The 20,162-nt window shown below is 72.8% G+C and carries 18 protein-coding genes; 4 read left to right on the top strand and 14 right to left on the bottom strand.

The window, feature by feature from the left end:
• Positions 1-186 precede the first annotated feature (186 nt).
• The 8 genes from DVK44_RS35460 to DVK44_RS35425 all read right to left on the bottom strand — a co-directional run bounded on the left by DVK44_RS35460 (position 187) and on the right by DVK44_RS35425 (position 9,098).
• On the bottom strand, positions 187-1,230 hold the full coding sequence (locus DVK44_RS35460) for an ABC transporter permease (protein ID WP_228447519.1): 1,044 nt from the start codon (positions 1,228-1,230) through the stop codon (positions 187-189).
• Positions 1,227-2,744: a sugar ABC transporter ATP-binding protein gene (locus DVK44_RS35455; RefSeq protein ID WP_114664697.1), complete on the bottom strand. Its 1,518-nt coding sequence runs from the start codon at positions 2,742-2,744 to the stop codon at positions 1,227-1,229. Before DVK44_RS35455 ends, DVK44_RS35460 begins: the two co-directional genes overlap by 4 nt.
• A gap of 69 nt (positions 2,745-2,813) precedes the next feature.
• The gene (locus tag DVK44_RS35450) at positions 2,814-3,920 is read right to left on the bottom strand and encodes a sugar ABC transporter substrate-binding protein (protein WP_114664696.1); all 1,107 of its coding nucleotides are present in this window, start codon (positions 3,918-3,920) and stop codon (positions 2,814-2,816) included.
• Between the two features lie 120 nt (positions 3,921-4,040).
• Complete coding sequence (locus tag DVK44_RS35445) at positions 4,041-4,883, bottom strand: polysaccharide deacetylase family protein (protein WP_114664695.1); 843 nt, start codon at positions 4,881-4,883, stop codon at positions 4,041-4,043.
• A 66-nt stretch (positions 4,884-4,949) separates the two neighbouring features.
• Positions 4,950-5,837 (bottom strand): nitrilase-related carbon-nitrogen hydrolase, encoded by an 888-nt coding sequence (locus DVK44_RS35440; RefSeq protein WP_114664694.1) that lies wholly within the window; start codon positions 5,835-5,837, stop codon positions 4,950-4,952.
• Positions 5,838-5,901: 64 nt separating this feature from the next.
• Complete coding sequence (locus tag DVK44_RS35435; protein WP_114664693.1) at positions 5,902-6,621, bottom strand: SDR family oxidoreductase; 720 nt, start codon at positions 6,619-6,621, stop codon at positions 5,902-5,904.
• 130 nt (positions 6,622-6,751) lie between these two features.
• Positions 6,752-7,513, bottom strand: coding sequence for an SDR family NAD(P)-dependent oxidoreductase (locus tag DVK44_RS35430; RefSeq protein WP_114664692.1), 762 nt, complete (start codon positions 7,511-7,513; stop codon positions 6,752-6,754).
• A 211-nt stretch (positions 7,514-7,724) separates the two neighbouring features.
• Positions 7,725-9,098, bottom strand: coding sequence for a DUF3089 domain-containing protein (locus DVK44_RS35425; protein ID WP_114664691.1), 1,374 nt, complete (start codon positions 9,096-9,098; stop codon positions 7,725-7,727).
• Between the two features lie 306 nt (positions 9,099-9,404).
• Here DVK44_RS35425 and DVK44_RS35420 point away from each other — a divergent pair, with 306 nt between their 5' ends.
• Positions 9,405-11,603: an alpha-galactosidase gene (locus DVK44_RS35420; protein WP_114664690.1), complete on the top strand. Its 2,199-nt coding sequence runs from the start codon at positions 9,405-9,407 to the stop codon at positions 11,601-11,603.
• A 128-nt stretch (positions 11,604-11,731) separates the two neighbouring features.
• On the top strand, positions 11,732-12,541 hold the full coding sequence (locus DVK44_RS35415; protein ID WP_228447517.1) for a peptidoglycan-binding domain-containing protein: 810 nt from the start codon (positions 11,732-11,734) through the stop codon (positions 12,539-12,541).
• A gap of 361 nt (positions 12,542-12,902) precedes the next feature.
• Here DVK44_RS35415 and DVK44_RS35405 read toward each other — a convergent pair whose 3' ends face one another.
• The 6 genes from DVK44_RS35405 to DVK44_RS35380 form a co-directional block, all read right to left on the bottom strand.
• The gene (locus DVK44_RS35405) at positions 12,903-13,415 is read right to left on the bottom strand and encodes a hypothetical protein (protein WP_228447515.1); all 513 of its coding nucleotides are present in this window, start codon (positions 13,413-13,415) and stop codon (positions 12,903-12,905) included.
• 90 nt (positions 13,416-13,505) lie between these two features.
• Positions 13,506-14,735, bottom strand: coding sequence for an ornithine--oxo-acid transaminase (gene rocD / locus DVK44_RS35400; RefSeq protein WP_114664688.1), 1,230 nt, complete (start codon positions 14,733-14,735; stop codon positions 13,506-13,508).
• Positions 14,732-15,553, bottom strand: coding sequence for a dimethylargininase (gene ddaH / locus DVK44_RS35395; protein ID WP_228447514.1), 822 nt, complete (start codon positions 15,551-15,553; stop codon positions 14,732-14,734). The genes rocD and ddaH overlap by 4 nt, the downstream gene beginning before the upstream one ends.
• A 111-nt stretch (positions 15,554-15,664) precedes the next feature.
• Positions 15,665-16,165, bottom strand: a complete 501-nt coding sequence (locus tag DVK44_RS35390; protein WP_114665654.1) for an Lrp/AsnC family transcriptional regulator — start codon at positions 16,163-16,165, stop codon at positions 15,665-15,667.
• 136 nt (positions 16,166-16,301) lie between these two features.
• Entirely contained in the window at positions 16,302-16,727 is a 426-nt protein-coding gene (locus DVK44_RS35385; protein ID WP_114664687.1) for an SH3 domain-containing protein, read from the bottom strand.
• A 77-nt stretch (positions 16,728-16,804) separates the two neighbouring features.
• Positions 16,805-17,737, bottom strand: coding sequence for a squalene/phytoene synthase family protein (locus DVK44_RS35380; RefSeq protein WP_114664686.1), 933 nt, complete (start codon positions 17,735-17,737; stop codon positions 16,805-16,807).
• 148 nt (positions 17,738-17,885) lie between these two features.
• Here DVK44_RS35380 and uppS point away from each other — a divergent pair, with 148 nt between their 5' ends.
• Positions 17,886-18,674: a polyprenyl diphosphate synthase gene (uppS, locus tag DVK44_RS35375; protein ID WP_228447513.1), complete on the top strand. Its 789-nt coding sequence runs from the start codon at positions 17,886-17,888 to the stop codon at positions 18,672-18,674.
• A gap of 68 nt (positions 18,675-18,742) precedes the next feature.
• A complete protein-coding gene (locus tag DVK44_RS35370; protein WP_114664685.1) occupies positions 18,743-20,155 on the top strand; it encodes an oxygenase MpaB family protein in 1,413 nt (470 codons plus the stop codon).
• The last annotated feature ends 7 nt before the right edge of the window (positions 20,156-20,162 follow it).

The following is a 20,162-nucleotide window of genomic DNA, read 5'->3' as shown; positions in this document are numbered from 1 at the left end:
CGCGGTGACTCGGGCTCATCATGCCGGGGGCGAGCGCCAACCAACAGGGATATACGTAACAAACAGATAAGGAGTTGTTTCGGCCAACTTCACCTCCGCGGGTTGTGCGCGGGGGCTCTGTCTGTTCCGGGACCGCGGCCCTGCCCCGGGCCGCGGCCCGCTCCGGTGGCCTGCTCCGGGCCGCGATCAGGCGCGCCGGGCGCGCAGCAGCGAGTCGAGGGCGACGGCCGCCACCACGATCGTGCCCTTCGCGATCAGCTGCCAGTGCTGGCTGATGTTGAGGCTGTAGAAGACGTTGGTCAGCGTCGCGAGGATGAGCAGTCCCACGGCGGAGCGCCAGACGGCTCCCTCGCCGCCGCGCAGCGAGGTGCCGCCGACGACCACGATCGCGATGGTGTCCAGGGCCACGGTCGCGCCGACGTCGGCCTGGCCGACGCCGAGCCGGGAGGCGTCCATCATCCCGGCGAGCGCGGCCGTCACTCCGGTCATCACATACGCGCTGCCGACCAGCCAGGGCACACGCAGCCCGGAGAGGCGCCCGGCCTCCTCGTTGCCGCCGATCGCGTAGATGTTGCGGCCGTAGCCGGTCTGCGCGAGGAGTACGGCGCCGGCCAGGAAGACGGCCAGCAGGATCCAGATCGGCAGCGGCACCCCGGCGACCGCGGTGAGGGCCAGGTACTGGAAGGAGATGCCGTCCACGATGAAGGGCGCCGAGTTGGAGTACACGTACGCCAGTCCCGCGATCACCGAGGACATGCCCAGCGTGGTGACGAAGGGGTTGACCTTCCAGCGGGCGATGATCGTGCCGTTCGCGGCGCCCACCGCGAGCCCGGCGAGCAGGGCGCAGACGCCCGCCAGGGCGACCGATCCGGTGCTCTTGGTGACCCCGGCGAAGACCGTGGCGCCCAGGGCGTAGGTGGCGCCCACGGAGAGGTCGAAGCCGCCGGAGATGATCACGAACGTCATGGCCACGGCGATGATGCCGACGGCGGCGTTCTGCGTGAGGATGTCCTGTACGTTCGCCGGCTGGAGGAAGCCCGGGTAGAGCACGGTGGCGGCGAGGACGAGGGCCACCAGGACCCAGAGCATGCTGTAGCGCAGGGCCACCGCCTTGATACGGGCGGCCCGGTCCGTCCCCGGGCCGCCGGCGCGGCCGGGTTCCCCGGGGCCGGCGGCGGTGGCGCCCGGCGGTGGCGAGGACGGTGTGGTGGACACGGCCGGTGTAGTCATCTTTCGGTCTCCTTCTCGTGAAAGCCCAGGCGGACGATGTCCCGCACCCGGAACTGGGGTGAATCGGCGGGGATCTCACGGACCACCCGGCCCTTCGTGAAGACCAGGAGCCGGTTCGCGATGGCGAGCACCTCCTCCAGCTCGGAGGAGGTGACGATCACGGCGGCGCCGTCCCGGGCGAGGCTGACCAGGCTGGCCAGCACCTCGGACTTGGCGCCCACGTCGATGCCGCGCGTCGGTTCGTCGACGAGGAACACCCGGGGGGTCCTGGCCGCCCACTTGGCCAGCAGGACCTTCTGCTGGTTGCCGCCGGACAGATGGCGTACGGGGGCCTCCAGCCGGTCCGCGTCGAAGCCGAAGTAGCGGGTGAACTCCTCGGCCGAGGCGCGTTCGCGGGTACGGTCGATCCGGCCCAGCCGGGTGGCGCGGGTGACGCCCACACTGACGTTGTCGACCGCGTCCATGGCCGGGACGAGCCCGTTCTTGCGGTCCTCGGGGACCATGACCACCCCGCTGGCGATGGCCTCCCGGGCGGAGCGCGGCCAGGGCACGGGCTTGCCGCCGAGGCGCAGTTCGCCCGAGGACGTACCGTCGAGACCCGCCAGGGCCCGCATGAACGTGGTGCGGCCGGAGCCGACCAGGCCCCACAGGCCGACGATCTCGCCCTCGTGGACGCGGATGCCGATGTCCTCCAGCACGCCCGGGACATCCACCCCGGACGCCTCCAGCGCCGGGCCGCCGGGCTCATGGGTGCCGCCGCGGGCGGTCACCCCGATCTCCCGGCCGACCATCGACCGGATCAGCGCCTGCCGGTTCCACCGCTCCCGGGGCGCGGTCTCCACCAGCCGGCCGTTGCGCAGTACGGAGATGCTGTCGCTGAGCCGGAGCACCTCGTCGAGGTTGTGGCTGACGAACACGATGGTGGTGCCCCGGGTGCGCAGCCGGTCCAGGATCCGGTACAGGGTGTCGCGTTCGTGCTCGGCGAGGGCGGCGCTGGGCTCGTCGAGCAGCAGCACCCGGCCGTCCGCCTGCACCCCGCGCATGATCTCCAGGATCTGCTGCTGGGAGACCGACAGCGTACGGGCGAGGGCGTCGGCCGGGATGTCGACCTCGAAGTCCTCGCACATCCGCTCGTAACGGAGGCGCATCTCCCGGCGGGACAGCAGTCCGCGCCGGGAGATGTTGCCGCCGAGGAAGACATTGGCCTCGGCGGTCAGCGCGGGCACCATGGTGAGTTCCTGATAGACCGTCACCAGGCCCAGTCCACGCGCCTTGCGGGGGCCGCCGGCGCCCAGCACCGTGTCGAACACCTCGACGGAGCCGGTGTCGGTGGCGAGGCGCCCGCTGATCATCCCGAGCAGGGTGGACTTTCCGGCGCCGTTCTCGCCGACCAGGGCGTGGACGGCGCCCCGGGGGATCTCCAGGTCCACCCCACGCACCGCGTACGTACGGCCGAACACCTTGCTCACCCCCCGGCACACCACGGCCGGCGGCGGAGACTGTTCCGCGGTCATCTCTGAACTCCTCTCGTGACCCGGCCCGGACCGGATCCGTACTCGGGACCGATCAGCACTCGGGGTGGCTCAGTACTCGGGGTTGAACTCGCCGATGGTCGCCCTGGTCGCGAAGGGGGTCCCGGGAAGCGCGTCGGACTCGGTGAGGTTGATGAAGTGCGGGACGTCCTCACCCTTGACGTGGTCGGCCAGCGCCCGGATCGCCTCGATGGTCTCCTGGGCGGGCAGCATCATCACGCTCTGCTCCAGCGTGCCCCGCTTCACCGAGTCCAGGGCCCACTTGTCGCCGCCGAAGTCGTAGATCTTGACCTTGCCCGTCCGTTTGGCGCCGCTGACCGCCTGGACGACACCGCGGCTCATCCCGGAGAAGTTGGACATGACGACGTTGAGGTCGGGGTTGGCCCGCAGGATGGTCTGGGCGGCGGCCAGGCCCTTGGGCGTGGTGTAGTCGGTGGACTGCCGCGCCACGACCTCGAATCCCTTGTGCTTCGCGAACTCCTTCGCGGCTTCCTGGAAGCAGATGGTGTTGGCGTTGAGGTCGGGGCCGGAGATCAGCGCGATCTTGGCGCCGCCGGGGTTGTCCTCGATGACCTGGGCGACCCAGGCGCGGTAGACGTCCAGGGTCTGGCCGCCGACATAGGTGACGGTGCCCGGCTCCCATGTCTCGTCACCGAGCTTGGTGGCGCGGCCGCAGATCGGCAGGTTGAAGACGGAGACGAGGATGCCCTTGTCGGCGGCGTTCTTGGTGAGCAGCTTGCAGACGAGGTTGCCGTCGTTGGGCTCGACGGCGAAGGCGTTGTACCGGCCGCTGGTGATGGCCGTCTGGATCTGGTCGAACTGCTTCTGCGCGTCGAACTGCCCGTCGAAGACGTCGAGTTTCACACCGAGCGTGCCGGCTTCCTTCTTGGCCGCCGCGATGGCCGCCTGGAGGTAGGCGTTGCTGGTGCCGGCGGAGAAGTACGCGATCTTCAGATCGGAGACCTCGGCCGGGCCCTTGGCGCCCGTGGAGCCCGTGGCGGACGAGTCGGTGGTGGACGCGGCCTGGTCTGCGGGGACGGAACACGCCCCGGCGGTCAGGGTCACGGCGAAGACACAGGCGGCCGCGGCGAGAAGGGAGCGGGCACCGCGCCGGGCGCCCGGTCTGCGCGCGCCGGAGCTGTTGAGAAGTCGGTCCATGGTCGTTCTCCCTACGGGATACGGGCGAGGTGACTCGGGGAGCGCGGGGGGAGTGTGGTGCGGGGTGAGGCTGTGGGGTGTCGGTGTGGAGCGTGTGGCCCGAGGCAAAAGAGCGGGGGCTCAGTCCTCGGTCCAGGTGTCGTAGATCTCGCTGAGACCCGCGAACCAGGTGCCCTCGTGGCCCTTCATGTAGTCGATGAGCTTCTCGAAGCCGATCAGGTTGTGCGCGCGGGCGATGGTCTGCGGGTGCACGGTCAGCGCGAGCACGCCCGAGGGCACATGCGCGTAGGCGTAGTCGAAGTGGTCCTTCCAGCGCTGGAACATCACCTCGCTGGAGCCGAGCCCCTGGTTGACACCGGGGATGTACTCCGCGACGGGGAAGTCGTCGAGGAACCACGAGACCGGGAACTCCAGCAGCGGGCTGGCCGGGCCGAAGGTGCTGCCCTCCTCCCAGCCCACCGTCACCGGACGCGGGTGGTACGGCTCGAAGTCGCGGCCCATCAGGGAGGAGTCCCACTCGAAGCCGTTCTCCTCCAGGATCCCGAGCGTCTGGTCGGTGAAGTCCCAGGCCGGCGAGCGGTATCCGCGCGGGCGGACCCCGACGAGCTTCTCGTGCTGGGCGAGCTGCGCGGCCATCAGCCGCCGCTCGGTGTCACCGTCGAGCTTCGGGACTCCCTCGTGGTAGCAGCCGTGGGCGGCGATCTCGTGGCCCGCGTCCACGATCTGCCGGAAGCGCTCGGGGAACGTCACCATCGAGTGGCCCGGGGTGCACCAGGTGGCCCGTACCCCGTACCGCTCGAAGAGGCTGATGAGCCGGGGCACCCCGACCTCGGCGCAGAACTCACCGCGGGAGAGATAGCTGGGGCTGCTGAGGTTGAAGGTGCCCATCCAGACGCTGTGCGCGTCGAAGTCGGCGCCGATGGAGACGGCGAGGGTCTTGCCCTCGGGGAGGTGGAGCGGCATGTCGTCCTCCGATGGGAGTCGGTGGTCAGGGGCGGTACGGGAGCGGTACGGGGAGGGCGCGGCGCGTCAGGCGCCGGCGAGCAGCTCGCCGGCGTAGTGGCGGTACACCGAGGCGCGCCGTCGCCGGTCGGAGTGGGTGGTGGCCGCCCCCGTGCGCCGGTTCTCGTGGAGCAGGTCCAGATCGAGCCGGGCCGTGATGATGTCCTCGGTGTCCGGGGCCGCCTCGGCGAGCACACCGTTGGGCGCGAACCCCGCGTCGCAGGGGCCGAGGACCGAGGAGCGGCCCCGGCCCGGGGAGAGCGGGGCGCCGGGGTCGCCGGTGGTCGGGCAGTGCACCACGTAGACCTGGTTCTCGATGGCGCGGGCCTGGGCGCAGTGTCTGACGCGCCAGAACCCCGCCTCGGTGAAGGTGTACGAGGGGCTGACGATCAGGTCGGCGCCCTTGCGGGTGAGGACCGTGGCGACCTCGGGGATCTCGGTCTCGTAGCAGATGGAGACACCGACGGTGACGGAGCCGACCCGGAAGGGCGCGAGCACACTTCCCTCGGTGGTTCCCCAGCCGGACTCCGCCGGGAAGATATGGGTCTTGATGTGGCGGACGACGGTGCCGTCGGGGAAGAACACGAACGCGGTGTTGTGCACACCGTCGCCGTCCGGGGCGCGCACCAGATGGGAGCCGGCGACGATCACCTGTCCGCGGCTGCTCGCCAGTTCCTGGAAGAGCGCGCCGTAGTCGTCGGTGTAGTCCGCGATCCGGCCCAGTTCACTGACCGGGTCGTCGCGCCAGCCGGGCCGCGCCGTGAAGAGCGCCGCGGTGAACAGCTCGGGCAGGACGACCAGTTCGGCGCCGTCGGTACGGTCGAGCAGGCCGCGCGTCTGCGCCGCGAAGGTGTCGAAGCCGTCGACCTCGCGCATCTCGAACTGGACCGCCGCGACGGTGAGGAGGTTGCTCATCTCTCTGTCTGTCCTCTCTGGGGTGACCGGCTCGGTGGTGAGGGACTCGGTGGTGCGGGGCGGCTCACTGGGCGAGGAGTCCGCCGTCGATCACCAGGTCGGTACCGGTGACGTACGCCGACTCGTCCGAGGCCAGATAGACGCACCCGTACGCGATCTCGGCCGGGGTGCCGCCCCGGCGCATCGGGGTGCCGGCCAGTACGGCGGCGTTGAGGTCGGCGGGCTGCGCGTCGGTCAGCGGGGTCTCGATCCAGCCGGGGATCACGGAGTTGGCGCGGATCGCCTCGGCCGCGTAGGTGATGGCGGCGTTACGGGTCATGCTGCGGACGGCGCCCTTGGCCGCGTGGTACGCGTGGGTGCCGACGCCGCCGACCACGCCCCAGGCGGAGGAGATGTTGATCAGCGAGCCGCCGCCGGCGCGGCGCATCGCGGGGATGGCGGCCCGCATACCGAGGAAGACACCGGTCTGGTCCACCGCGATGACACGGTCCCACTCGGCGAGGGTGAGGGTGTCGATCGGCGCGTACGAGATGAGTCCGGCGTTGTTGACGAGGATGTCGAGGCGGCCGTGCGCGCTCTCCACTCCGGCGACGGCCGCGGCCCAGCCGTCCTCGTCGGTGACATCGAGCCGGATCTCGTGGACTCCGGGTACGGGCGGGTCCGCCGGGGTCAGATCGGCCGAGACGACGACGGCGCCCTCCCGGGCGAACGCCTCCGTGATCCCTCGTCCGATGCCCCGGGAACCGCCGGTGACCAGCGCCACCTTCCCTGCCAAACGCCCCATGGTGTGTCTCTCCTGTCCTGCCGGCCCGCGGCCGACGGCACATCGGCGCGGCACGCCGGTGCGATGCGGTGTGTTTGCGGTGCGGTGTGGTTGCGGTGTGTTCGTGGTGTGCCGTGGGAGCGGATCCGGCTCAGCGCGCCAGGAACCCGCCGTCGATCACCAGGTCGGTGCCGGTGACGTACGCCGACTCGTCCGAGGCCAGATAGACGCACCCGTACGCGATGTCCAGCGGCTCGGCGCCCCGGCCCATCGGGGTCGACGCGATGACGGCCTCGTTGAACTCGGCGGTCTGCGACTCGGTCATGGGCGTACGGATCCAGCCCGGCAGCACCGCGTTGGCGCGGATCGACTCGGCCGCGTACGTGATCGCGGCGTTACGGGTCATGCTGCGGACGGCGCCCTTGGTGGCCTGGTAGGCGAGCGATCCCGGGACGGCCGCCGCGCCGTAGATCGAGGAGATGTTGATGAGCGAACCGCCGCCGCGCCGCCGCATCCCGGGGATCACGGCGCGCATCCCGAGGAAGACGCCCGTCTGATTGACACCGAGCACCCGGTCCCACTCGTCGGCACCCAGCTCGTGGACCGCTTCGTACGAGCCCACACCGGCGTTGTTGACGAGGATGTCGATGCCTCCGTGCCGGTCCTCGGCCAGACCCACGACCCGGGCCCAGGCGTCCTCGTCGGTGACGTCGAGCCATTCGAACTCCACGCTGCCCGTGCCGTCCCCTGCGTACGCGGGGTCCGCCGGACCGTCCGGTGTCCGTGGCTCGGGCCGGATGACATCGGCGGCGATCACGGTCGCGCCCTGCGCGGCGAAGAGGTCGGCGATGCCCCGGCCTATCCCCCGGGCCCCGCCGCTGACCAGCGCGACCTTTCCCGACAAGCGGCTCATGTCTGCCCTCCGTCCTGAGCCCCGCCCTGCGTCCGGTGATCCCGGCCGGGGGCTCGTGGAAGGACAGTAGGAGCGGCGGACGGGCACCACGTCCGTAGAAATGCTTACTTCCGGAGCCCGGCCGGACGCGGGGAGGCCGGTGACGCCACGGAAAGGAGCCCGTGGTGCCACCGGCCTCCGCCGGACGCGCGGGTGGTGCGGGTGGTGCGGGTCAGCCGCGGGCACCCGCCAGCCAGCCGTGGGCCTGGGCGGTGGTCAGAGCGACCAGATCGCCCAGCGCCACATTGAAGTCGACGACATGGAGCCCTGCCAGGCCGGTCGGCGCGGAGTCGGGGAAGTGCGAGAGGTCGCCGCTGATCTGGAGCCAGTCGGCACTGCCGGAGGCGTCCGTGGCATGGCGGCACTCCCCCTCGATCGCGTCGGGGTGGTGGGCGAACGCGGTGGGCAGGACGGGGAGTTGGTAGCTGCTCAGTGTCGCGGTCAGATGGCCGCCCGGCAGCAGCGCGGTGCCGCCCACGAGCCGGCGTGTGGGCATGTGCAGATCGAGCGGCGTCCGGGCGCCGGCGCTCGCACCGCGCAGCAGGGCCGCCGGGTTGACGCACACGACACGGTGGCCGGGCTTGGCCGTCCGGCCGATCGCGAACGGCAGCGAGCCGGCGGGCAGGGCGTAGCTGGAGTACGAGACGACGCACCCGACCGGCAGCGGGTCCCCGGCACCGCGGTGGCAGGCCGGGAGGTGCTGGAACGTCGAGTCCGGATCCGTACCGCCCCCGGAGTCCCGGCCCTCCGGTACCTCGATGCCCCCGCCGAGCAGCACCGCCGAGACCAGCTGCCGCCGCACCTCGGGCCGGCCGTCGAACCGCGTCTGGAGCAGTGCGGCGGCGGTGGCCGTGCCCTGGGAGTGGCCGAGGATCACGACCCCGCGCCGCTCGCCGGTGACCGGGTCGCGGTTGTACTGGGTCCAGTACGTGTCCCACGCCTGCTGGATGTCCGCGTTGGCGGTGGTGAGATCGGCGTCGGTGCCGAGGATGATCCCCCCGAGCAGCCCGGTGAGCGGCACCTGCCGGTAGACCGGCACGAACAGCCGGCAGAGCCCGGCGAACCGGGCGGCCTGGGTGAGGGTGACGGCCTGGTGGGCGTTCTCGCGCAGGGGCGGCAGACTGCCGGTCTGAAGCAGCGGGTTGGGGAGCAGGTCCACGGTCGGGTAGGCGTAGAAGCAGTCGACGGGCGGTGTGCCGGTGACGGTGAACGGCACCCGCCGGCTGCTTCCGTCGGGCGCGTAGCGGGTGTCGTCGAGCAGCCGGGTCGCGCCGCCGTTGGGGTAGCGGGTGAGCAGCTCGCCGCCGGGGGCGGTCGGGCGGCCTGCGGCGTCCTGTCCGCAGGCGTTGTCCGGGAGGCCCGGCCTGCACAGCCACACCGTACGGGCGAGCGGCGCGGCGGCGGTGGCGGCACTGGCAGCGGCGGACGGTCGCGCGGCCGGTTCGGGTTCGGTGGGGGCTGCCCGGGCGGCCGTGGCGGGCAGGACGGCGGCGAGCAGGGCGGCGACGGGGATCAGGACTCTTCGGACCATGTCCTTGCGGGGCACTGGCGTTCCTTTCGGCAGCCGGACAACCCATCGTCTCTTCAACCAGGGCTCTCACCTGCGCCTTCTGTGGTGTCGACCGGAAAAGATCACTTTTGCCCCCTCTGTGGTCATCCATGACAGGTGATCGCCCGCGGCGGCCCGGCTCGGGCGCGACGGAAACCGGACGGAAGCCGATGGGAAGCCGGTGGGAAGCCGCGCGGAAGACCGGGGCGGGGTCATGGCCCGGGGACGGCCACGACAAGATGTCCTTTCATCAGGTCTTTCCAGCCGTACGAGCAGTACGAGATACCAGCCGAGGGGAACCGTATGACCCGCACCACCGCGCGGACCGTCCATCTGCGCGCGGCCGGAGTGAGTTTCGCCGTCGAACTCAGCGAACCGCTGCCTCGCGTCCTGCACTGGGGCGAGGACCTCGGGGAGCTGACGGACGACGGTCTCGCGGCGCTGAGCCTGACCGCCGAGGGAGCCACGCTCAACAACGCGCTGGACGAGCCGAGGCGGTTCACGGTCTGGCCGACGCAGGCCGACGGCTGGTCCGGCACGCCCGCGCACCAGGGCCACCGGGGCGGCACGGCGACCACGCCCCGGCCGCGGCTGACGGAGGTCCGGGAGGGGCCGGGGGAACTGGTCCTGCGGCTCGCGGACCGGGTCAGCGGGCTCGACATCACCCTCACCTACCGGCTGGATCCCTCGGGGGTGCTGAGCGTCGCGACGGAGCTGGAGCGGCCCCGGACGGCGGCGGACGGCACCGCGCCGGCGGACCCCGTACCGTACGACCTCGCCGGTGTGACCACCCTGCTGCCGCTGCCCGCGCGGGCATCCGAGGTGCTGGACTTCACCGGCAAGTGGTGCCGGGAGCGCTCCCCGCAGCGCGGCCGGCTGGCCTTCGGGGCGCATGTACGGGAAGTACGGCGCGGCCGGCCGGGACAGGACGCGCCGCATCTGCTCACCGTCGGAGTGCCCGGCTTCGGGTTCCGCGGTGGTGAGGTGTGGGGGCTTCATGTGGCGTGGAGCGGGGACCAGCGCTGGCTGGCCGAGCGGCTGCCGGAGGGGGCGGGGGTGCACGGGGCCGTGCTCGGCGGGGGCGAGCTGCCGGCGCCCGGCGAGATCCGGCTCGCGCCCGGCGACCGCTACACCGCGCCCGTCTGCCATTTCGGCTGGTCGGACGCGGGACTCGACGGGCTCGCCGACCGCTTCCACACGCTGCTGCGGGCGCGTCCCACGCATCCCTCGACGCCGCGTCCGCTGACCCTCAACACCTGGGAGGCCGTCTACTTCGACCACCGGCCCGCCCGGCTGCTGGAGCTGGCCGATCTCGCGGCGGCGACCGGGGTGGAGCGGCTGGTGCTGGACGACGGCTGGTTCTCGGGGCGCCGCGACGACACGGCCGGGCTCGGGGACTGGACCGTGGACGAGACGGTCTGGCCGGACGGCCTCACGCCGCTCGCCGACCGGGTGCACGGCCACGGTATGCAGTTCGGGCTCTGGGTGGAGCCGGAGATGGTGAACCTCGACTCGCGGCTGGCCAGGGAGCATCCCGAGTGGATCCTCGGCCCGTACACGGCGGGGCTGGGCCCGAGCGCGCGGCACCAGTACGTCGTGAACGTCGCGGACGAGGGCGCCTGGGAGTATCTGCTGACGGCGCTGGACGCGCTCGTGACGCGGTACGCGGTGGACTATCTGAAGTGGGACCACAACCGCGATCTGCACGAGGCGGTGCGGCAGGGCCCGGACGGTCTCGACCGGCCCGGGGTGCACGCCCAGACCGAGGCCGTCTACCGGCTGCTCGACGCGTTGCGGGAGCGTCATCCGGGGCTGGAGATCGAGAGCTGCTCCAGCGGGGGCGGCCGGACCGACCTCGGCATTCTGTCCCGTACCGACCGGGTGTGGGCCTCGGACTGCAACGATCCGGTCGAGCGCCAGACCATTCAGCGCTGGACGGGCCAGCTGCTGCCGCCCGAGCTGGTCGGCGCGCATGTGGGCGCCCCGCTCAGCCACACCACGGCGCGCACCGGTGAGGCGTCGTTCAGCCGGATCACGGCGCTGTTCGGGCACGCGGGCATCGAGGACGACCTGACGGCGCGGACCCCGGAGGAGCTGGCGGGGCTGCGGCGGTGGGCGGAGCTGTACAAGGAGCTGCGGCCGCTGCTGCACGGCGGCCGGGTGGTCCGCGCGGATCTGGCCGACGAGGCCACGCTGCTGCACGGTGTGGTCGCCCCGGACGCGGGCTCGGCGGTGTACTGCTGGGCGCGGCTCGCCACGTCGCCGGACGCCCAGTCGGGCCGGGTGCCGCTGCCGGGGCTGGATCCGCGGCGGGGCTACCGTGTCCGGATCCGTACGGAGGCGGGGCTGCCGTCGGCCCATCAGGTCGCGGCCCCCGCCTGGTACACGGCGGCGCTGGAGGGGTGGGTGGCGGTGCCGGGCGCCGTGCTGGCGGGCGCGGGGCTGCCGATGCCGACGCTGAACCCGGGGCAGGCACTGCTGTTCGAGGTGGCCGGCGGCTGACTCCGGCGGAGGGGTCCCACCAGCTATTCCGTCAAATCGCACCCGCGTCCGGCCCGGCCGGGGTAGCGTCCCGTATCCAGTGGCCCGGAGCGAGTGATCGGGCCGTCGGAGAGATGGAGGAGGCGGAGGTGACCGGAGACTCGGAGCACCGCCGGCCGGCACGGCGCGCGGTGTTCGAACCCACCCATGTGATCCGTCCCCGGCGGCCGAAACCGTTCTCCGACTTCAGCGAACTCTTCCGTCCGGAGGATCCCGAGGACGGCCGGGGCGAGGGCTGGGAGCGGGTGCCGGTCGGCGGTCCGCCGCCGGCGGCGGACCGCGACGACGCCCTGGACACCGAGGAGTTGCCGCCCGTCGCGCCGGGCCGCGCCGCGCGCGCGGTCGGCGGGCGGGACCTGCCCGGCGGCCGGGGCGCCGCTCCGGCCACCGGGGCCGGTGGTCCCGGCGGTGGCCGGCGCGAGGACCGCGGCGAGGGCCGGGTCCGGGGCGGGTGGCCGTGGCAGGGCGGGAACAGGGCCGTCGTCGCGGTGGCCGGCGCGGCGGTGGCGGGCTTCGGCGCGGCGCTGCTGCTCACCTGGAACGGTACGGGGTCGGAGTCCCGCGCCGCCGAGCCGCCCGCGACCCTGCCGACGTCCGCCCCGCCCGTCTCCGAAGCCCCGCCCGCCCCGGCCGATCCGGCGCCACCGACGGCCTCGGCACCGGCCGGCACGGTCGGGGTACTGCGGCAGGGCGACAGCGGCCCGCAGGTCACCGAGGTCCAGGAACGGCTGCTGCGGATCCCCGATGTGTACACGGGCGGCAGCGTCTCCGGCGTCTACGACACGGAACTGACCGAGGCCATCGGGCGCTTCCAGGTCTGGTACGGCATCCGGGGCGACGAGTCCGGCGTGTACGGCGACAACACCCGGCGCGACCTGGAGTCCCGCACCGGCTTCTGACCGGTGCGGACGCCGTCCGCCCGACGGGCGGGGCTCCCGGCGCCCTGATGCGTGCACCAGGTGCCGAGCGCTCTCGCGAGGCGGAGGGTCGGTCGCGTCGAAGGCCCCGACGTACGTGGAGGAGCCCGACAACGCGGCGCGTGCGTGCCGGGCGTCGCGAGCCGGGCGGGACTCGGGACAGGGCCTAGGGCCTGTCTGACAAATAGCGCCGTCCGCCCGTAGGGCGGGGCTCGCGGCGTCTGGTGCGTGCGATCGCAAGGCGGAGGGTCGCCCCAGTACTGGACGTACTGGGGTGATCCCGACAACGCCGCGAGCGTGCGTGCCAGGCGTCGCGAGCCAGGCGGGATTTGTCAGACAGGCCCTAGGCCCTTTCGCCGCCCCCGTCGCCGCCGGAATCCGTGTCCGCCCCGGGCTCGGGCTCGGGCAGCATGCCGCTGGCTCGGGCGATGCCCTCGACCGCCGCCTCGTCCCGCTTGCGCCGGTCCGCCTTGGCGTCCAGCTCGTCGCGCATCGTCCGGAGCCGCTCGGGGTCGGCGGCGACCTCGGGCGGTACGAGGGTCAGCGCGCCGCGGGCGTGCTCGCCGTCGCCGAGGTCGGCGACGACATGGTCGGCCCGGTCCTCGTGGCCGGGCCTGAGCGCGCCGATCAGCCCCATGATGTGGAGCATCTCCCGCTGGACGTCCCGGGTGAACAGCTCCCGCTCCTCCTCGTCCATCCGCAGCCGCACCGTGCCGCCGCCGTTCTCGGCCCACATCCGGATGACATCCATGAGGAGGCGGTACTGCGGCGCGGGCATCCTCGCCCGGAGCGACTCGATGTAGAGGCCGAGCCGCAGGCGCGGCAGATCCTCGGCGTGGCTGTCGTCGTCGTTCACATGGTCTCCCGGGTACGGCCGGACGCGTCCTCGCATCCAGCCGTACCCCGTTCGGCGCGCGGGGGAACGCCGGGTGTGGGACCTGGGAGGTCAGCCCAGCACCCCCGCGAGCGCGCCGAGCGCCGTGGTCAGTTCCTCCTCCGTGATGGTCAGCGGCGGGGCCAGCCGGATGGTGGAGCCGTGGGTGTCCTTGACCAGGACGCCTTCGCGGGCGAGGCGTTCGCTGATCTGCCGGCCGGTGCCGACCGCCGGGTCCACGTCCACCCCGGCCCACAGACCGCGCTGCCGGTAGCCCGTCACGCCCCGGCCGACGAGGGCCGCCAGCCCGGAGTCGAGCACCGCGCCCAGCTCCACGGCGCGCCGCTGGAACTCACCGGTCTCCAGCAGGGCGACGACGGCGGAGCCGACGGCCGCCGCGAGCGGGTTGCCGCCGAAGGTGGAGCCGTGCTCGCCGGGGCGCAGCACGCCCAGGACGTCCCGGTCGGCGACGACCGCGGAGACGGGGACGATACCGCCGCCGAGGGCCTTGCCGAGCAGGAGCATGTCCGGGAGGACGTTCTCGTGCTGGACGGCGAGGGTGGTGCCGGTGCGGCCGAGTCCGGACTGGATCTCATCGGCGATGAACAGCACACCTGTGCGCCGGGTGAGTTCGCGGACACCGGCGAGATAGCCGTCCGAGGGGATGAGCACACCGGCCTCGCCCTGGATCGGCTCGATGAGCACGGCGGCGGTGGTCTCGTCGATCGCGACCTCCAGCGCCGCGAGATCGTCGTACGGCACGATCCGGAAGCCGGGGGTGAACGGGCCGAAGCCGCCGCGCGCGGTCTCGTCGTCGGAGAAGCTGACGATCGTCGTGGTCCGGCCGTGGAAGTTGCCCGCGGCCACGATGACGGTGGCCCGGCCGGGCGCCACGCCCTTGACCTCGTACGCCCACTTGCGGGCGACCTTGACGGCGCTCTCCACGGCCTCGGCGCCGGTGTTCATCGGCAGCACCATCTCCAGGCCGACCAGGGCGGACAGCGACTCGGCGAAGCCGGCCAGCCGGTCGTTGTGGAAGGCGCGGGAGGTGAGGGTGACCTCGTCGAGCTGGCGCCGGGCGGCGTCGATCAGCGCCGGGTGGCGGTGGCCGAAGTTGAGCGCCGAGTAGCCGGCGAGCATGTCGAGATAGCGGCGCCCCTCGACGTCCTCGACCCAGGCGCCCTCGGCGCGGGAGACGACCACGGGCAGCGGGTGGTAGTTGTGCGCGAGGGCCGCCTCGTCCGCGCGGATCAGCTCCGCCGAGGTGCGGGCGGCGGGACCGGCGAGGGTGGTGTGCGTCATGGGGTACGGACCTCCTGGGTGCAGCACTTGATCCCGCCGCCCGCCTTGTGGAACTCGGACAGGTCGACGGGGACGGGGACGTAGCCGCGCCGGGCGAGCCGGCCGATCAGGCCGGTGGCCCGGGGCGAGATGAAGACATGGCGTCCGTCGGAGACGGAGTTCAGCCCGAACGCCAGGGCGTCGTCCCTGGTGGCGACCACGGCGTCGGGGAAGAGCCGGGCCAGGACCTCGCGGCTGCCCGGCGAGAACACCTCCGGGCAGTAGGCGATGTTCCGGTCGTCCAGGGCGAACAGCGCGGTGTCCAGATGGTAGAAGTACGGGTCGGTGAGGTGGAGGCTGACCGTCGGCACACCGAAGAACTCCTGCGCCTCCTGGTGCGCCGGGACGGTCGTACGGAATCCGGTGCCGGCCAGGATCAGTCCGCCGACGGGGACGAGGTCGCCCTCGCCCTCGCAGACGGGCCCCGGTTCCGGCTCGTGCACATCGAAGCCCGCCGCCTTGAACCAGGTGGCGTACGCGGCGGATTCGGGCTGCCGCTCGGCGGCGAGGAAGCGGGAGCGCAGCACCTTGCCGTCCAGCACCAGGGCCGCGTTGGCGGCGAAGACCATGTCCGGCAGCGCGGCGACGGGCTCGGTGTGTTCCACGGTGTGCCCGGCGGCGCGGTAGGCGTCGACGAGCGACTCCCACTGCGTACGGGCCAGCGCGGTGTCGACCGGCTCGCCCTCGCGCATCCAGGGATTGATGGCGTAGGTGACGTCGAAGTACGTGGGCGCGCAGGTGAGATAGCGCCGGGGACGGGACACGCGTACGGGCGCCACGGGGCCTCCTCTCGCGATCAGGGGGATGCCCTCAACGATAGGAAGCGCGGTCGCCCGGCTCAAGGATCAAGGATTGCGTGTGGGCGCAAGAGTGTTGCGTGGTGGGGGCGTTCAGCGGCTGTTCGTTCCATCGGGCAGCGTGGCGGGGGATCCGGCCTCGGGGCTGTTGGGCAGCAGATGGGTCAGGACGATGAAACTGTTGGTCCTGCTGACGAACGGCTCGGCGCGGATCCGTTCGAGGACTTCCTCGAAGTGCTGGATGTCGGCGGCCCTGATGTGCAGGAGCGCGTCCGCGCCGCCGGTGACGGTCACCGCCGCGACCACCTCGGGGTAGGTGCGGGCGACTTCGGCGATACGCCGGGGCGGGGCGGCGGCGTCGCAGAAGATCTCCACATACGCCTCGGTGCGCCAGCCGAGGGCGGCGGGGCGGACGATCGTGGTGAAGCCGGTGATCACTTCCTGCTCGCGCATCCGGTCGACCCGGCGTTTGACGGCGGGGGCCGAGAGGCCGATCCGCTGGCCGATCTCCGTGAAGCTCGTACGGGCGTTGGCGACGAGCGCGGCGAGGATCCGCCGGTCCAGTTCGTCGAGCACCGGCTGCTGGTACGGCATGGAAGCCTCCGCCTCGTCGTCGCGCACGCAGTGATCGTAATCCCCGGTGGCCGCGCCTGACGGTCACGTGCCGTGTCACGCGGAAGCGGAACCGGGGCCGGCCGGGTGCGGGTGCGGCCGGCCGGCCCCGGGGCGGTCAGCGGCAGAAGGACACGGGTGCCTGGTTCTGCACGTAACGGGCCGCGACATAGCCGCTCCAGCCGTCGCCGAGCCGGTACCAGAGGTCGTTGCCGTCCACGTTCTGGCCGTGGACCTTGCACCGGAGCGGAACGATCGCGCCGGGCTGGAGCGTGCCCAGGGAGCGCGAGTCGGAGGTGGCGTGCTCCCGGATGTGGAGCGGGAGCCGCGAGACGACCTTGCCCTTCGGCAGTGCGGCCGGCACCGCCGCGACGGCGGCCGGCGGGCCCGCGGCCGGGGCGGCCGTGACGGGCGAGGCCGCGGCGGGCCCGGTGCCGGACGGGCCGTCCGCCGCCGCGGGGGTGGCCGCGAGAGCGCCGGATCCGGCGAGTACGACGGCGGCGAGCACGGCGGCGGCCCGGTGGTCGATGCGGAGCTTGTCCATGATGTCCCCTTTCCCTTTTGGGTGTTACCTCCTTATGGCACGCCGAACGCCGCTTTCGCCAGGTTGAAACCCGTTCCTCACCCGGATGAGGCAATTTCCCCGGAGACCGTGCGCCGGTGGCGCAGCAGGATGGCGGCGGCCGCCGGGATCCGCGGGCGGACACCGCCCTGGAGCAGCCGGGGTCCGCGCGCCTGGGCCTGGTGGAGCAGGTGGGCGTAGACGTCCAGTTGGGCGGCGACCATGGGGGCGTAGAGCGGGGGGATACCGGCCAGGGCGGGCCGGGCCGCGGCGAGTTCGCTCCAGCACTTGGCGGCGGTACGGGCCAGCAGCGCCCGGACGCGGGCGGTGGCGCGGCCGTGGCGCAGATCGTCGGGGGTGACGCCGCAGTCCAACAGGTCGGAGCGCGGCAGACAGAGCCGGCCGACCAGCAGGTCCTCGTGGAGGTCGGTGAGGAAGTCGATGCGCTGGATGGGTTTGGTCACCAGCCGGATGCTCTCCCGCAGCCGTTCGGGGGACTCGTCCGGGCCGCCGAGGACACCGCCCATCAGCATCAGTCCGGGCACCGCGTAGTCCTCGACGTACGCGGCGAACTCCGGCTCACCGGCGAAGCCGGTGAAGTACAGGTCGGCGGGGGCCGCGCGCAGGAAGTCGTCGACGAGACCGGCCAGGCGCGGATGCGCGCGGGTGGTGTGCCTCAGCGGCGCGAGGGCGCCCACGGGGGCGCGCGGGGAGTCCAGCGCGCGCCGCACCCGGGTCTCGTACGCCGCGAACCGGGCGGCCCGCACCTCGACGGGGGCCCGGCCGTCCTGGTCGAGGATTTCGTCGCAGGTGTGCATGAAGGACACCGCGGCCACCACGTGCACGGCCGTCTCGGGCGGCAGGAGCAGGCGCACCGCCGCGTACTGGGCCGGTGCGTAGCGGGCCAGTTGGCGCGCCTGCCGTGTGTAGGACTCGCGCAGGCGCGGTTCGGCCACCCCCGCCAGGGTCAGCCCGCGCCGCCAGCCGTTCATGCGATCTCCCTGTCCGGAGCGGGAGTTGCTCGAATATCCGTGCTGGACGCGGCGCAACCGTCCCACCACCACCTGATGGCTACTATCGAAGTACGGAGAGTATCCGAAGGTTCCGGTCGCAGCCGCACCGGTCGGCGAAGGTGAGCCCGTGATCGTCCCTTCTGTTCCCACCGCCCCCCAGGAGCGGTCCGGTCCCGCCCTGCCGTGTCCGGGCGGGGCGCCGCCGGCGATTCCCGTCGGCCGGCTGCCGGGCCATGTCGCCGTGGTGCTCGACGGCAACGGCCGCTGGGCGGCCGGGCGCGGTCTGCCGCGTACCGAAGGGCACCGGGCGGGGGCGGGGGCCGTGCTCGACACGGTCGACGGCGCTCTCCAGCTCGGACTGCGGCATCTGTCGCTCTTCGCCTTCTCCACCGAGAACTGGCGGCGGGACGAGAAGGAGGTCGGTGAGGTGCTCCGGCTGATCGGCGCGTTCGTCGCGGACCACGGCGAGCGGCTGGACCGGCAGGGCGTACGGGTCAGCTGGTCCGGCGGGCGCGGGCGGATGGGTGCGCGGCTGCTCGGCCATCTCGACGCGATCGCGGCGCGGACGGCGGACAACACCCGGCTGGAGCTGACGATCTGGCTCAACTACGGGGCCCGCGACGAGCTGTGGCGGGCGGCCAGGGAGCTGGCGCGGGAGAGCGTGGCGGGCCGGGTCGATCCGGCGGAGATCGACGCGCGGACGTTCGCCCGCTATCTGTACCGGCCGGATCTGCCGGATGTCGACCTGTTCATCCGCACCTCCGGTGAGCAGCGGCTCAGCAACTTCCTTCTCTGGCAGAGCGCCTACGCCGAGCTGCTGTTCACCGAGACCCTGTGGCCGGACTTCGGCCATCGGGACCTGTGGGCGGCGGCGGTGGCGTACAGCGAGCGCGACCGGCGCTTCGGCGGTTGTTGACCCCTCAATCCCCTTTGTCCGCGCACGAATCGCCGACACACGAACCGCTGACGCACGAGGACGGCACCATGAGCGATATCCCCGGCCAGAGCGGGCCGCGCGACCCTGCCCCCGCCCCCGCCTCCGCCGCGTTTCCCGGACCCGACTCGGTCGCCTGGCGGTATGTCGGGCAGTGGCGGCTGCTGACCGTACTGGGGCGGGCCCTGGTCCTGGAGACGGCGCATCCGGTGGTGGGCGCGGGCGTCGCCGCGTTCTCCACGTACCGCTACCATCCGTGGCGCCGGGCCGTGCAGACCCTGCTGAGCCTTCAGCGCGTCGTCTATCTCGACCCGCGCGGCCGGGAGAAGGAGGCCGCCCGGCTGACCCGGCTGCACCGGCACATCAAGGGGGTGGACGACGAGGGCCGTCGCTTCGACGCGCTCGACCCGGAGGCCCGGGCCTGGGTCCATCTCACGCTGTTCGAGGCGATCGTGACGATGTGCCGGGCCGGTGGGGATCCGCTGGACGCGGGCGACGAGGAGCGGCTGTACGAGGAGTGGCGGGCCTACGGCCGGGTGATCGGGCTGGACGACGCGGTGGTGCCCGCCACCGTCGCGGAGTTCTGGACGTACTTCGAGCGGATGACCCGTGAGCGGCTCGGCGTGAGCCGGGGGCTGCGGGATCTGGTCGCGGCCGTGACGGGGGACTTCCCGCCGCCCGCGCAGCTGGGTTTCCTGCCGGATCCGGTCTGGCGGGTGCTGCGCGGGGTGGGGGCCGGCGCGTACATGGAGATGACGGCCGCACTGCTGGAGCCGGAGCTGCGGGAGCGGCTGGGGCTGCGGATGCGGCCGGGCGCTCCGGCGCTGGCCGCGGTGGTCTGCCGGGCGGCCGCGGCGGTGGACCGGCTCGCGCCGCCGGCCCTGCGGTACATGCCGGTGGCCGCCGCCGCGATCACCGCCGAGCGCCAACTGCGGCGGGAGCTGGAGCGAGGGGCGGGCCGGGCGGGCGCGGCGGGGCCCGAGACGGTCCACGGCTTTCTGGACCAGACCGGTGACGGGTTCATCGGCTGGGCCGATCTGGCGGCGGTGGCGCGGGTGCTGGCTGGGCGGCTGGAGCTGGACGAGGAGCGGGAGACCGCGCTGTACGACGCGTTCCACACCTGGTGGCAGGAGCTGCGGGCGACGCTCGACACGGACGGCGACGGGGTGGTGAGCGAGGCGGAGTACGCGGCGGCCGGTCCCGGCGGGGCGGCGCTGCGGGCGGCGATGGACACCGTCGCCGCCGCGGTGGACCGGGACGGCGACGGCTTCGTCGACCAGGCCGAGTACACCCGGCTGCTCGGCGGTGGTCTCCGTCCGGCCGAACTGCTGTCGAGCTTCCGGCAGTTGGACACGGACGGGGACGGCCGGGTCACGGTGGCGGAGTTCGCGGCGGGCCTCGGCGCGTTCTTCACGGGCCGGGGCGGCTCCCCGGTGGGCCGGCACCTGCTGGGCCGCGCCTGACCGGGAC

Origin of the sequence: Streptomyces paludis, from assembly GCF_003344965.1 — a bacterium.
GTDB lineage: Bacteria > Actinomycetota > Actinomycetes > Streptomycetales > Streptomycetaceae > Streptomyces > Streptomyces paludis.
The sequence above is the reverse complement of the archived record's forward strand: the minus strand, read 5'-3'. Positions and strand labels throughout refer to the sequence as shown.